At 35.9% G+C, this 14,571-nt stretch carries 14 protein-coding genes and 2 pseudogenes; 15 read left to right on the top strand and 1 reads right to left on the bottom strand.

What is annotated here, in order from left to right:
• Positions 1-296 precede the first annotated feature (296 nt).
• The 14 genes and pseudogenes from MKX72_RS13995 (at position 297) to MKX72_RS13930 (ending at position 12,604) form a co-directional block, all read left to right on the top strand.
• Entirely contained in the window at positions 297-650 is a 354-nt protein-coding gene (locus MKX72_RS13995; RefSeq protein ID WP_098627490.1) for a YwqH-like family protein, read from the top strand.
• 6 nt (positions 651-656) lie between these two features.
• Positions 657-929: a DUF5344 family protein gene (locus MKX72_RS13990; RefSeq protein ID WP_014459698.1), complete on the top strand. Its 273-nt coding sequence runs from the start codon at positions 657-659 to the stop codon at positions 927-929.
• 182 nt (positions 930-1,111) lie between these two features.
• Positions 1,112-3,358, top strand: a complete 2,247-nt coding sequence (locus MKX72_RS13985) for a T7SS effector LXG polymorphic toxin (protein ID WP_186808518.1) — start codon at positions 1,112-1,114, stop codon at positions 3,356-3,358.
• A 13-nt stretch (positions 3,359-3,371) separates the two neighbouring features.
• Positions 3,372-3,782, top strand: a complete 411-nt coding sequence (locus tag MKX72_RS13980; RefSeq protein ID WP_098627484.1) for a hypothetical protein — start codon at positions 3,372-3,374, stop codon at positions 3,780-3,782.
• Between the two features lie 505 nt (positions 3,783-4,287).
• Positions 4,288-4,755: a DUF6985 domain-containing protein gene (locus tag MKX72_RS13975; RefSeq protein WP_155008018.1), complete on the top strand. Its 468-nt coding sequence runs from the start codon at positions 4,288-4,290 to the stop codon at positions 4,753-4,755.
• A 386-nt stretch (positions 4,756-5,141) separates the two neighbouring features.
• Entirely contained in the window at positions 5,142-5,531 is a 390-nt protein-coding gene (locus MKX72_RS13970) for a hypothetical protein (RefSeq protein ID WP_098578643.1), read from the top strand.
• Between the two features lie 409 nt (positions 5,532-5,940).
• Positions 5,941-6,420, top strand: a complete 480-nt coding sequence (locus tag MKX72_RS13965; RefSeq protein WP_098578644.1) for an Imm30 family immunity protein — start codon at positions 5,941-5,943, stop codon at positions 6,418-6,420.
• A 373-nt stretch (positions 6,421-6,793) separates the two neighbouring features.
• Positions 6,794-7,201: an Imm48 family immunity protein gene (gene imm48 / locus MKX72_RS13960; protein WP_155008019.1), complete on the top strand. Its 408-nt coding sequence runs from the start codon at positions 6,794-6,796 to the stop codon at positions 7,199-7,201.
• A 456-nt stretch (positions 7,202-7,657) separates the two neighbouring features.
• On the top strand, positions 7,658-8,017 hold the full coding sequence (locus MKX72_RS13955) for an Imm3 family immunity protein (protein ID WP_155008020.1): 360 nt from the start codon (positions 7,658-7,660) through the stop codon (positions 8,015-8,017).
• A gap of 145 nt (positions 8,018-8,162) precedes the next feature.
• Positions 8,163-8,549, top strand: coding sequence for a hypothetical protein (locus tag MKX72_RS13950; protein WP_155008021.1), 387 nt, complete (start codon positions 8,163-8,165; stop codon positions 8,547-8,549).
• 239 nt (positions 8,550-8,788) lie between these two features.
• A pseudogene (locus MKX72_RS13945) lies at positions 8,789-9,255 on the top strand (DUF6985 domain-containing protein).
• 212 nt (positions 9,256-9,467) lie between these two features.
• Positions 9,468-9,938, top strand: coding sequence for a hypothetical protein (locus tag MKX72_RS13940; RefSeq protein ID WP_155008247.1), 471 nt, complete (start codon positions 9,468-9,470; stop codon positions 9,936-9,938).
• Between the two features lie 42 nt (positions 9,939-9,980).
• Positions 9,981-10,352 (top strand): annotated as a pseudogene (locus tag MKX72_RS13935) (DUF4352 domain-containing protein); the annotation flags it as partial.
• A 749-nt stretch (positions 10,353-11,101) separates the two neighbouring features.
• Positions 11,102-12,604, top strand: coding sequence for a malate:quinone oxidoreductase (locus MKX72_RS13930; protein WP_013083523.1), 1,503 nt, complete (start codon positions 11,102-11,104; stop codon positions 12,602-12,604).
• 114 nt (positions 12,605-12,718) lie between these two features.
• Here the strand turns inward: MKX72_RS13930 and MKX72_RS13925 are convergent, their stop codons facing one another.
• Positions 12,719-13,285: a DUF6434 domain-containing protein gene (locus MKX72_RS13925; RefSeq protein WP_034268657.1), complete on the bottom strand. Its 567-nt coding sequence runs from the start codon at positions 13,283-13,285 to the stop codon at positions 12,719-12,721.
• A 196-nt stretch (positions 13,286-13,481) separates the two neighbouring features.
• Between MKX72_RS13925 and MKX72_RS13920 the strand changes: the two genes are divergently transcribed.
• Positions 13,482-14,414 (top strand): ADP-ribosylglycohydrolase family protein, encoded by a 933-nt coding sequence (locus tag MKX72_RS13920; protein ID WP_034268654.1) that lies wholly within the window; start codon positions 13,482-13,484, stop codon positions 14,412-14,414.
• The last annotated feature ends 157 nt before the right edge of the window (positions 14,415-14,571 follow it).

The following is a 14,571-nucleotide window of genomic DNA, read 5'->3' as shown; positions in this document are numbered from 1 at the left end:
TTTAAATATTTGGAAATAGAAAGAATGAATGCGTTTTAACAAAAAAATTGTGTAAAAAGGCCTTTTAGTGGCGCGGAAATAACAAGCAAAGTAGTCCGAAAATCTTGATAAATTGTCAATGGTAAGATAGTTTTGGTTATTTTATCCTGAAGAGTGGGTATTGAACTAAAAACCTACATTATTCCCAAAAAATATAAGAAAACATGCCAATGTGCTCTCTTTCTTTATTTGATAAGCTATAAAAGGGAATTACTGTTAGAGAAACCAAGAGATAGATATAAAGGAAGTGTCATCATATGAATGAGATGTTTGTTGCTCATCTGTATACCCAAGTGAAGCAGGCACATGAAGATATCCAGCAGCTTATCGCTAGTAAAAACACGTTAACGGAAGTCAAAGGAGAGCTTGAACGTGCAAAGGAAAAGGTAAAAGAACCAGAGCTTACTTCCGCCACTTGGTCAGGCAGCCTTGCTGTTGGGTTTGAAGACATCCGCACCGCTATGTTAGACGAATACGATGATTTGCTGACCCGTCAGCTGACGGATGCCCTTGCGACAATTGAAGCAAAAATTACGGCGCTTCAATCGGATATACAAGGGATGGAACGCGCCATTAAAATGCAAGAAGACGAAGCAAAAGATAAGGTGTGATGCAATATGGCAGACGAAATTAAAGTAATAGATGGTGAAATTAATAGAACGCTTAGTGACCTAAGCGCTGCTGCGCAGCAGTTTCAGCCGCTTTTTCCGTTTCACGTAGGAAGCGGACAAGAACTAGAGGTGCTCGATGAATTAAACCAGCTGAACCAGCAGCTTCAAGCGTTAATTGTGGACTACAAGCAAACGCTCCTCGATGATTTAAACGCCACCAAAAAATCCGTGCAGTCCATAAAAGAAGCAGATGAAAAAGCTGCAAACGCCGCTAAATAATGTTCACAAAAACAACCTTTCAACCAGCATAGATTCGGCATTCAAATAAAAAGGTTTTATTTAGCGGATGATGCAAGCCTTGTAAAGAGGAGCATCCGCTTAGGTTTAGAAAAATGACGGGCGATTGTTCATTAACCGTTTGTTGTTTTTCTACATCGATACAGCTAGGAGGTTACAGGTTATTGAAAACACTTGATGTCGATGCTTTTCACGAAAATATTCAAGCTATCTTAGACTCTATTAAAAGTCAAAAAGAACAAATTCAGAGCCTGATTTCACAGGTTCAGGCATTTTCAAGCTTAGATGATGCGTTTAAAGGAAAAGGAGGAGAGGCGATTCGGTCTTTTTACGAAACGGGACATGCTTCTTTTTTAACGCTGTATCATTCATTACTCACTTCCTATGAAAATCGACTAACTCAGATCACACATGCGCTGCGCTCATTTGAACCGAGCGAAGACGGCTACATCACGCAGCCGTTTCTACAAGACACTATTCCCGCGCATTTAAATCAAACAAGAAATACAACCGTTTCGCTTGTCGATCAAGCGAATGCAGCAATTCAAAAAGTCAGTCATCTTGCTTCTGTTTCAGCGCTTAACGACCAAGGTTTTTTAACAGAAGTAGAACAAGCAAAAAACAAAGCGGACAAAACGATGAACGATTTAGTCCGTTTTGACGAACAGCAAACGCAAAGCCTTTCAGCCATTCAAGATCAGCTGACATCTTTAAACTCGCTGCTTTCTAAAGTGAAAGCTGGGTTTCAAAATGGTTCCATTCAGCCGGGCAATGTAAGTGAGCTGAGCGCGTTGGCGAAAAAAGCGATGACCGATTCAGGAGGCGTCTCGGTTTTTGAAAAAGGCATTCCAACAACCTTGACAAGAAAAGAAAAACAAGAGAAAGTGATAAAGGAAGTAGGCCTTAAAAAACTGATTCAACTTCAGGCAATGACGCCTGCTGAACAGTTAAAAGAAATTCATAGGCTTGAAAAAACCTCGCCTTACATAAGAGAAGTACTAACGCAAATTCAGCAGGATACAGCACCTGCTAACATGAAGAAATTAGCCGAACTGTCACCTGCAGAGCAAGCAGTGGAACTTGAAAAAAGCCCATACCTGCAGGCGCTCAACGATTCTTCAACTGTGGGCATGCTAACGTCTCAACAGATTCTTCAAAACGCTACGGGCGTTGAGGGAATGCTTATGCAGTCGGTGATGAGTCAGGGGCAGATTAGGAGTGTTGGGACTAAAAAAGAAACTACAAGTCCTAAAAAGCTGACTATTCAACAAAAAGAAAAGCAAGTTATTAAAACAGTTGGACTAAAACAGCTAAAAGAGCTGGAAATGATGCATCCGCTGGATCAAAAAAAGAAGCTCGAACAGCTTGAAAAAAAAGCTCCCCATGTTAAAGAAGTTTTTAAACATATTCAAAAGGAAAACAGTCCAAAGGTTCAGCGAGATCTTGCGGCACTGTCTCATTCTAAAGCAAAATTAGAAAAAGAGTTGAAGAAATATCCGTATCTATATGCGAATTATAAAAAGCCTGAAATTGCAAGAAGTGTATATGAAACGGAAGCCAAAAAGCAACAACAGGATGGTCTAGCAGCTGTTTCTTTTGTAGCGGATATGGTCCCTGTAGTTTCCAATGTAAAAGGTGGATGGGAAGCAAGTGTAGGATACGACCCTATTACGGGGAATGAACTATCTAGTTTTGACCGTTCTGTTTCTGGAGCAGGAATTGTCTTTGGCGGCTTTGCGAGAGTGCCAGGGAAAGTGGTGAAATACGGAAGCGAAGGAGCAGAATACGTACTTCGCGTAAACAAAGCAGAAAAGACCGTAACTAAGCATAAGGTTAAAGATGTTTCCAAGGGCGAGTCGAAAGCTGTGGAGAAAGTGGAAAAGCCTGGTGGTAAGGCGAATGCTGAAGGAGTTCATGATCAGGCGGCTGTTGCTAAGGGTACGGGTAATAATAGTAAGTCGGTCAGCGGAGCCAAATCAATTATCACACCTGAAATGGAGGAAAAAATCCTTTTGGGACAGAGAAAGAACCCTAATAAAAATGAAATTATTGGAGGGCATTCATCAAACATTAATAATAGCCATTCTAACTATGTTACGGAAGCTATTAAAATCAACCCTGATGGTACAAAAGATATTAAATATATAACTCAATTTCCGGATGGGAATCTTTCAAAAATAAAAAATAGTACAATATTTCCCGAAGGTTGGAGTGATATTAAAATCTTAGATAGTATAACTGATATTGGTAATTCTCCTCCAATAAGTATTAGAGGTAGAGATGGAGCAACTTTCCATAGGGGAATTGTTGAGGGTGTAGAAATTGATGTTATTAAAATAGATGATACGGTAGTTAGCGGCTACCCAACAGGACAAATTAATGCTCTATTACCAGGTGGTTTTAGTAAATAGAGGAGGAAAGTGAATGTACGAAAAAGTAGATGCAGTATTATCTGAAAATAGCGCAGATAATTATTTTTATGACGATGAATTTATGTATGTGCAAGAATTGATGAGTGAGTTTACTAATATTGATTGGGAGAATTTAATTCGAGGATTAAAAGATAAAGATGATAAATATAAAATTAGATTGGCCTACTGTATAGATGAAGATAACGGAGTATATGGATTTAATTTATTATTAGATTTACTTAATGAGAGTGATGAAGTGGCTGAATATGCAATAGATTCTTTACGTTCTTTTGATGGAGAAGAGTATAAAAAAATAATTGCTTCTAATAAGCAAATAAAGGACAAAGTAGAGAAATTATTAAAAAATGCTAGTTTACCTATTGAAAGGATTTTAGAAGCATTTTTACAACAAAACAAATTATAAAAATTCGCAAATATTATTAAACTTAAAAAATGTATAAAATCACTTTATTTCCTAAAATTTGGATTGATAGAGTAAATTTATGGTGAAATGTCTTAAATCTTGTGAAAGCTAAAAAGTCAAAGTATAGTATTGAAAAATTAGATGATTATTTAGTGAAATTAATTGATAAGCATTATGAAAAAATAGACTTAGGTGACTAGTATATGAGTCAATAAATCTTAATACCATTCATTCTTAAACCTTGATTGGCTAAATGTCTTTCAAGGTTTTTTATAAAGTTGGATGTGATGAGAAGGTATTCGTTTATAATGTAGTGAGACAATAAGAAAATGGTTAGTTTGAGAAGCGAGAGCTCATGAGTAATACCACCAAGGATTTTTAATTTAATACTTGCTATTCGTTTAAAGTACGTTGTGGAAATCACAATTAGTGGTGGAGTAGGAGAGATAAATGTGGCAGCGTTTAAGCCGGGAGGATTTGCTAATAAATAAAAAGGAGAAATAAGATGAAAATAAATGATGCGGTTTTTGGTGAGCTTGAATATGATTTGGTGTGGTCTAAGGATACTAGCATTGTCTTTTTAGGCCATGAAGTTGAGATAGCTTTAATGGTAAAAGATGCTGAGGATAGCAAGTTTGATAAGGGACAATATGCAGCATATACTTCACTTATGCAAAATTGGGAGCAGTTACAACAAAGCCTTTTGCAATCAATATTAGACTACTACAAACAAGAGCGTCAGGATCTAGGTTATGATATTGAAGTAAATGAACACTATCCATTCGTTGAAACAACTAATGAAATAGCAGAGATGATACGTTTAGATGGAATAGTTGTTCCCTATGTAGGTTCTTTTGACGGTCGGTATATTGGACTTACATTTAATTGTACATGGGATATAGAAAATGGGCTAGGGATTCGTTTATTAAATGAAAAAGTAGCTGAAGTAGGTTACCAGGATGTTGCAATTTGAAATAGGCTGTTAAAAAGTAAAAACTCATGATGGTTGTACCGTCAGGGAGTACTGTGTGTAATGATAAAATAGAAAAACGGAGTACGAGCTTAGGTGAGATGACATTTTACTGGGTGATGAATAGACACAATGAAGATGGTGATAATTTGTAAAGAAAGAAGACAAACGATTACAAAAAACTTGATATACTCTTTTCAAAGTTTTTTTGAAAAGTGAATATATAGAAATTCTAGAATGGAATGTTCCCTGTCCAGACCTTATTGACTCAATTTTTGTTAATGAAGAAGATTTATGACCAGAAGACATAGTGGAGATTGTCTCAGCCTATGAAGAAGAATTCCCTAATTATTAATTAACTAAAGATATAATGTTACGGGAGGGCGAAAATGAGTAGAGAATATCAAGTAAATGAAAGTAAAGAAGACATTGATAAATTGATGGTAATCTATTTTAATTTCATAAATGGAAAATATCTAGAAAAAGCATTAAAAAGCTTTGCTGAAAGAAAGGGTTATGGACAAGAGATTGTCTTTGCTCTTTTTCAGTCTGATTTAGATGAATATGATATGGCGCAACTGCCTAGACTACTAGATGAAAAACATGTTTTGATAGAGTTGGGGTATCCAGCTGTTAAAATTGAACAAATAGCTTTTTTAGATTTTAAAACATTTTATGATTATTTAAATATAAATGTACATAAGGAAATGGAGAAAAAACCAGAGAAAACTGAGCTGATAGATTTATTGGCAGAAGTGAAACGTAGTTTATGTATATAATTTTTTTATCATTACCTAAAAAGGCACTCTATCACCTGAATGGGGAATTAAGTGACAAAGCGTTGTAAACTCACTACGGAGTTTTGGATATATGATAAAAATCTAGCTTTTATAAACGGGTAACGATCCCCCGAATATATAGTAAAGCAATTGAAGCACAGCGATCAAGCACCATATTTTGAAAACATAAATCGTAGTAGTGTCTGTTAAAGGAAACAGGTCTTGAAAAACTAATGCGACTTCAGATAATGACGCCTGTTGAACAGTTACAAGCCATTCACAAGCTTGAACAAACATCACCTTATATAAGAGATAAAGAATATATTTATTCCTATAAATAGTATGGCATAATGGTTTGAAGATATTTGGCAAGTTAAATTACCAGTGGATAGAAAGCGAGAAAAGCACCATGAAATTTCAAGAGGATATTTCTATTTTATACAAAATGCGTTTTCTAGATAATGAAGGAGATAACATTGAAGAGTTTGAAAATATTCTTAATGAATTATCGCACAGAGGAATAAATGATATAATCCCTGACCTTTGTACAATTTTTGAGGAAGATATTGCTGAGCCATCAGCTGGCGATTACCTTATTGAAACGATATTTTATATTGCTGACCGTTCTGGGACGGAGGAAGGACTATACAACTTGGCTATCGGTATTCCTAAAATGTTACCTCATGCAGAATTCTGGGCGGAAAGAATTCATCGGACACTTTTAAATTCGGAAGGTTTAGTAGCATCTTATATTAACGCGTTAGAAGATGTAGATAGCTCAACAAAACAAATAATTAAAGGAATTCTTCTTGAGATAAGAGAGGACAATCCAGATGTATATTCAGAAAAAGTTAATTCAATCTTAGAGAAATTAAATGAAAATCAATAAAACAGAATCTGTACATAAAGCGACTAAAATATTACTTGATATCCGACCTGTCATCAGCACAAAAGCAGCAAGATCTTGAAGGTGTCAAGGTAGCGGGGTTATATGTAGGAGTGGATTTACATAAGGAGCATCATACGGCTGTTATGATTAATTGGTGTTAAGAGAAACTAGGAGAAATACAATTTGAGAATAAATCATCTGCATTCTTTTTGATACTAAGGGGGATTTAAATGAAACCTCATTATTTTACAATCGGTGTTTACGGAAGAAATGTTTACAGAAAGTATAATTAATAGATGATTATATTCCATGTGGATGAACTGGAGAATATCCTAAAAGAGATATAAAAATTATATGATAAGGAGTGAAATTTTTGGAAGAAAATAAAGATTTCCTCAATGAATGTATAAGTATTACAAACACTACTATAGATAAGGTTTTTAAAATAGACAGCAATGATGAACAAGAAAAGCAAATCTTGGGTGCGTACCTTTTTGGAATGTTTAATGGGTTGGGGCATGAAAAAAATAGTACACCTGTTGAGATACAGGGTGCTATGATTCAGGTTGCAAATGAAAAACTAAAGTGTTCTTTAGAGTCTGCTGTTCAATTTAGCCAGTTTCTTATTAACTCCACCGATAAAGGTTCTCACCCTACTATGTTTGCTATTATTCATAGAGGGTTGGAAGGATATTTTATGTATAAAAATGGTGAAACTGAAAAATTATCACGAGATTTTTGTGATATTATTGAAGTGGTTAAAGCAGCCACCGAAAGGTAAACGGCTAAAGTAAATGACTGGCATGTGAAGCTAGAAAGCGGTCGATATAATGGAAAGCCCATTGGTATATTGAAAATTTCTTGAGAACTTATCCGGAAACATGTCTTACAAAAGGGAGTCAATAGCGTTATCGCTATTGGCTCTTTTCGATTGTTAAGATGAAAGAGGTACATTCAAATGAAAAGATTTTACTTACATCATAATGAGCTAGTTTTAGCCGCTTAGCTTTATATAAAGTTTGGTACGAATTGTTTTACGGTGGAGGATTAATAACGTTAAAGGGGAATGTATAATAAGTATTTTGCTAATCGAACACATATCCCTATAAGGCCCTCTTGATTAAAAAAGAGAGAAAAGGTAGGAACTTGAATTTAGTTAAAAAATAAAAGGTATATTATTAATTGATGATACGGTAAAGAAGGACGAAAATGGTTACTTTATTGGAGGAGAAGACTATTGAAAGATTGGGAGTATAATGAAATATTTGATGCAATTCAGGAAACATATAAAGAATTGTTAGACGAAGGTAGAGGGTATAGATATGCTATAGCAAAACTAACGGATGAATTTGATAATTTAGGCAAGGTAGAAGATTTTATTGTGGATACTGCTATTGGAGAAATTGCAATTACCCATGAGCAAGTCTTCGTTGGGCATATTAGAGGTATAACAGGGAGGTTAGGAAAATTTAACCCAAAGGAAGCGGAAGACGAGCTAACATTAGACGAAATAAAAGATTTATTGGCACGAATGAATAAAGTAATAGTAGGACTACAAAATGTAGAGGTAGATTATAATTCTTCAGCTGGTGGATGATGAACATGAGTAGCATCAAAGATATATTAAAGCAACGAACTCGTCAGTTGTAATGTAGAGGGTGTTAAGGCATATAAAGGTGTCATGCAATTAAAGACAACAAGCACTTTTTGTTAGGGAGTTTATTGTAGGGGGGAGCGTTAAGATGAAGCAAACAAAAATCAGACAACAAGTTGAAGAAATAATAAAGCAAAGAAATCTTTTAGAGCCTTCTGATAAACTAATTGTAGAACTTCAGTCACTCGTAACTTTTTCTGATGTGGCTGGTTTATTTTATTCTGAACAGAATTACGACTACATTAGTAATAGAATAATCGACTATGAGAACAGGAAAAAAGACAACTTTTCTAAAAAAGAGTTGATTAATATGGTCACCAAGATACTGAATGTTTCTGAAAAGGAATATGAAATTGATGATCTGTTATTAATAGTAGAAAATGCCGTGAAGAAAGACATCTCAGAATACATTTACTATTCAAATGAAGATTTCACGGCTGAACAGATTATAGAAAAAGCACTTTGTGGTGAATAAAACAGTGGTCTATAAGAAACTTAAGAACTGAATAACTAGTGAATAATTATAGAATTAATAGAGAGTACAGCCTAGCAAATTAATGATCTTGAATCAAAATACATGTGTATAAAACCTATTTATGATTTTGAAAGAGCTTAGCATGGCGTGAGAGCTAATGAACACTTGGAGTAGGTGAAATGCTTGTAGCAGCGTTTATGCTAGGAGGGTCTCTTAATAAACAACAAAGGAGAGAGAGAATGAAACTAAATGATGCGGTCTTTGGTGAACTTGAGTTTAATACTTATGATTGGATATAAAAACATGGAGTTTTTTGAGAACGAAGTTAAGGTGGCGTTAATAGTCAGGGGGGAATCTGATGGGGAATTTGAGGAAGAACAATACAGGGCATATAATTTTTTACTATAAAGGTGGCAACAACTCCAACAAAGTATGTTGGAGTCTATATTAGATTATTATAAACAAAAAAGATATGAACTTGGTTACGATGTTGAATTTAACGAAAAGTATCCTTTAATAGAAACAGCTACTAAAATTCTCGAAAAAATAACTTTAGCTGGAATTTTTGTTCCAGATCATGACCTTAACGACTTTCTTGATATCGGGCTTACGTTTGACTGTACGTGGGATGTGGAAAATGGATTAGGGACTTTGTCTTGTGAAAGGTCAAGTAACCGAGATAGGTTATCAAGACGTTGTACTTTAAATTGGGAGGCTCTTTTTACACGACCACCTAGGCATATCATAATAAAAAACAACTATAATGCTAAATTTTGTTACAAGAAACAATACTGTTAAAACAAAATAGAGTCATGGTGATGAAAACGGTAATTTGGTCTACAGCTTTTATGGGTTATTGATTGGGTTAATAAGGGTATGAATAATCGTACAAACATTGAGGTGGATGGAAAGGTAGCGATGATTAAATATAACTATAGATTTAAGTATATAGAAGAATTTAATATGGTTGTAATGGATTTTGATGAAGAAAAATCTTTAGAATTTGCCAGTATGATAAATAATCCTTTAGGGTCTGATATACCTTGGAGGTTAAGTGAGTTAAAAAATGATATTGAAAATTTTATTGATTTATTGAAGGGAAACATACCTCAATATAGACATGGAGGAAATGCTTCCAGCATAATAGCCTATAAAGATTTCACTATCATTGAAGATCCATTTTACGACGAAGAGGAAGATGAGGTTGAACCAGTATGTAAATTAGAAACAGTTGAGTTTGTTAAAATCATATTGGTGTGGGCTTATGAAACATATAAGTATAAGAGCCAAAAAGGAGTCATTTCTCAAGAATATGCAGAAATAGCCATGGAATGGATTGAACAAATGATGGCAAAAGTCAAAAGTATAGAGTATAGCCATTATACGTAAGAAACAAAGAGTACGGTTACAAAAAAATTAGATGAAACAGATAATATTGATGTACTCAAAATTACTACAGTAGACCCTGTACAAGTAGTACCGGATGATAAGATATCTAAAAACAAAAACGGACAGTTTATCAAAATGAATATTACGATTAAGAATAAAGGAAAGAAAAATCATAAAATAAGTGAGCTACTTCATTTTAATATTCAAAAAGGAGACACTCAATACTTTGCTACAGTTGTTTCTGGTGCCACAGAGAATCATTTGAACGGAAACATTTCACCAGGAGAAAAACAAAGCGGTATTGCAACGTTTGATATACCAAAAGAAGGCGATTTTAAGTTTGAATTTAGCGGTTTTAGTAAAAATCGTGGTATTTGGACGTTTACACAAGATGATATTCAACCAGCTCAATAAGAATCAAAATAAGTCACGTGCTAATCGTGGCTTATTTTGATTGAACTCAGCAACAACTATGGCGCATGAACAAGGCAATTAAACAAATTTAAAATGAAAAGCATGTAAAGTACTGTTAAGTATGTCCTATGTAAAAGTCAACATACATGTTAGGTTTTATAACATAAATTTCTGAATAATCATTTACTTATTCACTTATTTCATGGTATGTTATATGACATAGATATTGTAACTTGCAATATCTGTTGAGAATTAGCTGTTGTAATACATACTTATTTTTCTAGATATGCACCTCTGGACAAGTTGGTGTTCTATACATATATGAATACATCTACGTATAACTAGCCAAAAAGAATGAAGGCTTTTCTATTTATAGTGCTGATTGTTCTTTGGGCTGAGTATAGTTATAGTAGGTGAAATTTTCAAGGCAGTTATTTTGGTTTTTAAGCTGAATTTTTGGAATAGTTTGTTATTTTATTAATCAATGCTTTGCCACTTAGAAGTAGGTATAAAAGTTTACTAATAAAAGAAAATGCAGACGGAATTTAATAAGTTTTTTGGAATTTGTGGGCGATTTTCTCACTTTTTTATCATTTTTGAATAGTTTATAATCATCAGACAATTATACTGTGATATAGTTATAAGTGAGACAGAAAAAGGTGTGTTCTTAGGTCGCACCTGAATTTTTTTACTACGTAAGCAGGAGCGCCTACATCTTTTTACAAATATAGGGGATGAGGAAGGTTATAATGAGCAACGTACAGAAAAAAACAGACGTTATCTTAATTGGTGCCGGAGTCATGAGCGCAACTTTGGGATCATTACTCAAAGAGTTAGCACCTGAATGGGACATTAAAGTATTTGAAAAACTCGCAGACGCAGGGGAAGAAAGCTCGAACGAATGGAATAATGCAGGGACGGGCCATTCTGCGCTGTGCGAACTAAACTATACATCAGAAAAAGCTGATGGATCTATAGATATAACGAAAGCGATCCGAATTAACGAGCAGTTTCAGCTGTCAAGACAGTTTTGGTCTTATCTGGTAAGCAGCAAGTTGATTCGCAATCCGCAAGATTTTATCATGCCAATTCCGCATATGAGTTTGGTACAAGGGGAAAAAAATGTATCGTTTCTGAAAAAGCGTTTTGAAGCGCTGTCAAACAATCCGTTGTTTCAAGGAATGGAGTATTCCGACAGTCCTGACAAACTAAAAGAATGGATTCCGTTAATCATGAAGGGGCGCACGTCAAATGAACCGATTGCCGCAACTAAAATTGATTCGGGAACAGACGTAAACTTCGGTGCTTTAACACGCATGTTGTTTGACCACCTGAAGAATAAAGGGGTTCACGTTCATTACAAACGAAGTGTAAAAGATATTAAACGTAAAAGTGACGGTATGTGGGAAGTAAAAGTCGCAGATGTAGACAGCGGCAAAGTTGAGTACCACACGGCAAAGTTCATCTTTATCGGAGGTGGAGGCGGAAGCTTGCCTTTACTTCAAAAAACAGGTATTCCTGAATCCAAGCATATTGGAGGATTCCCGGTAAGCGGATTATTTATGGTATGCAATAACCCTGAAGTCATTGCGCAGCACCACGGGAAAGTATACGGAAAAGCCAAAGTCGGAGCTCCGCCAATGTCAGTTCCGCACCTTGATACACGCTATATTGACAACAAAAAGACGCTGTTGTTTGGTCCATTTGCCGGCTTTTCACCAAAATTCTTAAAAACAGGTTCGAACCTGGATTTAATCAGTTCTGTAAAGCCGAATAATATTTTAACCATGCTAGCAGCAGGCGTCAAAGAAATGGCGTTAACAAAATATTTAATTCAGCAAGTGCTGTTATCAAATGAAAAACGTGTGGAAGAACTGCGTGAGTTTATCCCGAACGCGAAAAGCGAAGACTGGGATATTGTTGTAGCAGGCCAACGTGTGCAGGTAATCAAAGACACGGAAGCCGGAGGAAAAGGAACGCTTCAGTTTGGTACAGAAGTTGTAAGTGCCGCTGATGGTTCTGTTGCTGCACTTCTTGGCGCTTCTCCTGGTGCGTCAACGGCCGTTCACGTTATGCTAGAAGTATTGGAAAAATGCTTCCCAGAAAACATGAACAAGTGGGAGCCAAAAATAAAAGAAATGATTCCTTCTTATGGCATGTCGTTAGTTGATCATCCAGACTTCTTTAACGAAATTCATGCGTCTACTTCACAGACGCTTGGTTTAATTAAAAAAGAATCCGTTTATAGCTAAAGATTTTACGCCGTAACAAACAGCACATGTGTATGTGAAGAAATCTACAGGCGTGCACAAACACCACCTTTTCTTGAGGTGGTGTTTTAATGGTCATTATATGTAGACTTTGATTTAAGAGCGGTATTGATTGCTTCCAGGTTGAACTTTTAAATGCTTCCACGCCGCAATTGCATCATCGCGGCTTTTTCCATTGTTTTTCTGATCCTTAAAAAAATCGCTAATAAACCGGTTGTACTCAAACTGAGGCGCAATCTCTTTTTGATAAGAAGGCTGCTTTTTACGTTTTTCTTCTTCATGCCACGCTTTTACCACATCTCGATAGGTTTTCCCTACATTTTCTTTAAAGTAGTTTTGAATATACGTGGAAAAATGAAACGTAGGATGAATGGCTTTCTTAAAAAAAGTCCGTACTTCTTGACTGCAGCGATGATTTTCTCTAATGACGGTATCTAATGTTAGCGGCGCTTGTGTTTTAGAGGACGAGCGTCTTTTAGGTCGCGTTGTTATTTGTTGAGTGTCACCGGTCGTTAATAACACTTCAATTCTTTTTGAAAGTTCCATTTTAGATCCAGACGGGCTCATGTTGTTTTCTCGGCAAAATTGCTGCAGCTCGGTTTTGAGCCAGTAAAAGTCCGTAAATTCGTTGATAGGTAAGTCTTTTGTAAGTTCGGGTCTCATTGTTTTAACCTCCATATATTTACAAAAATAATTATAGAACACTTGTTCTTGTTGGTCAATTGTTTTAGAGAATTATGAAGGAATGGTTTTATATTTCTTCCTATTTTATATTTATAAAGAAGAAAAGCATCTAGGCAAGAGATCTCTTGCAAATTCCAAAATCAAACAATTACAATAATAGAAAGGAGTTGATTGCATGACGCTACATAAAAAAGTCCTTTCTACAATTCTAGGAGGAGCTGTCGGAGACGCTTTAGGCGTTCCAGTTGAGTTTAAAAAACGCGATACATTTCGGATTACGACTATGACCGGCTACGGTACATACAACCAGCCTAAAGGAACGTGGTCCGATGATACGTCTTTAACGATGTGCTTGATTGATAATTTAATAGACAAACAAGATGAATATGATTTGATGCAAAAGTTTGCGAATTATTGGTCGAATGGCTACTGGACGCCGTACGGAGAAATGTTTGATATTGGCATCGCAACAAGCGAAGCGATTCGCCGCTATAAAAGCGGGCTTCCTAAAGAAGAGTGGGGAGGAAGCGCTGAATACGACAACGGAAACGGAGCGCTTATGCGTATTGCCCCGCTTGCGTTTACACTATGTGATGAACCTAGCTTTACAAAAAGAAAAGAAGAAATAGAAAGAATTGCTCACGTCACGCACCGCCATGTGCGCTCTACGCTTGGTTGCATTATATATGTGGAGCTGCTTATTCGTCTTCTTGACGGCAACGAGCCTTTTGAAGCATATGAAAACGCGGTAAATCTCTGTCAAAAGCAGTTAACAGGTACGGAGTATGAAGCAGAGTTTTCTGCGTATGAACGAGTGTTAAACCTAAGCTTGCCGCACGCAGCGAGAAAGGAAATCGGGTCAACTGGATACGTCGTCAGCTCGCTAGAAGCATCGCTTTGGTCTTTTCTGCAAAGTGATGACTACGAAGAAGCTGTACTTACTGCTGTGAATTTAGGAGAAGACACAGATACAATAGGCTTTATTACCGGTACTATGGCAGGAGCATGTTACCAGCTGGATGGTATTCCTGAAGAGTGGGTTTGTCAGCTTGCTAAAAAAGAAGAGTTGATAGGAGCTTGTAAGAAATTTGCAGATGCGTGTGTATGAAAAAGACAATGAAAAGAAGCTGTATTTCACGAAATAGAACAAATCCTTATCAACGGAAACAAAACGCCCGAATATGCAAAAATACAAGTAAGCAATGATAAAAAAGGGTTCCTTCTTGGAGATTTTACTAGCGAAGAAACAAAAGGCTATACGTTTA

Source organism: Priestia sp. FSL R5-0597, assembly GCF_038006305.1.
In the GTDB taxonomy this organism is placed as follows: domain Bacteria; phylum Bacillota; class Bacilli; order Bacillales; family Bacillaceae_H; genus Priestia; species Priestia zanthoxyli.
This window is presented reverse-complemented; position numbering and strand designations above follow the sequence as displayed.

What these genes read in the sequence shown, in the direction of transcription:
- MKX72_RS13995 (WP_098627490.1), top strand. Translation starts at nt 297, where the DNA reads ATGAATGAGATGTTTGTTGCTCATCTGTATACCCAAGTGAAGCAGGCA.
- MKX72_RS13990 (WP_014459698.1), top strand. Translation starts at nt 657, where the DNA reads ATGGCAGACGAAATTAAAGTAATAGATGGTGAAATTAATAGAACGCTT.
- MKX72_RS13980 (WP_098627484.1), top strand. Translation starts at nt 3,372, where the DNA reads ATGTACGAAAAAGTAGATGCAGTATTATCTGAAAATAGCGCAGATAAT.
- MKX72_RS13975 (WP_155008018.1), top strand. Translation starts at nt 4,288, where the DNA reads ATGAAAATAAATGATGCGGTTTTTGGTGAGCTTGAATATGATTTGGTG.
- MKX72_RS13970 (WP_098578643.1), top strand. Translation starts at nt 5,142, where the DNA reads ATGAGTAGAGAATATCAAGTAAATGAAAGTAAAGAAGACATTGATAAA.
- MKX72_RS13965 (WP_098578644.1), top strand. Translation starts at nt 5,941, where the DNA reads ATGAAATTTCAAGAGGATATTTCTATTTTATACAAAATGCGTTTTCTA.
- MKX72_RS13950 (WP_155008021.1), top strand. Translation starts at nt 8,163, where the DNA reads ATGAAGCAAACAAAAATCAGACAACAAGTTGAAGAAATAATAAAGCAA.
- MKX72_RS13940 (WP_155008247.1), top strand. Translation starts at nt 9,468, where the DNA reads ATGATTAAATATAACTATAGATTTAAGTATATAGAAGAATTTAATATG.
- MKX72_RS13930 (WP_013083523.1), top strand. Translation starts at nt 11,102, where the DNA reads ATGAGCAACGTACAGAAAAAAACAGACGTTATCTTAATTGGTGCCGGA.
- MKX72_RS13925 (WP_034268657.1), bottom strand. Translation starts at nt 13,285, where the DNA reads ATGAGACCCGAACTTACAAAAGACTTACCTATCAACGAATTTACGGAC.
- MKX72_RS13920 (WP_034268654.1), top strand. Translation starts at nt 13,482, where the DNA reads ATGACGCTACATAAAAAAGTCCTTTCTACAATTCTAGGAGGAGCTGTC.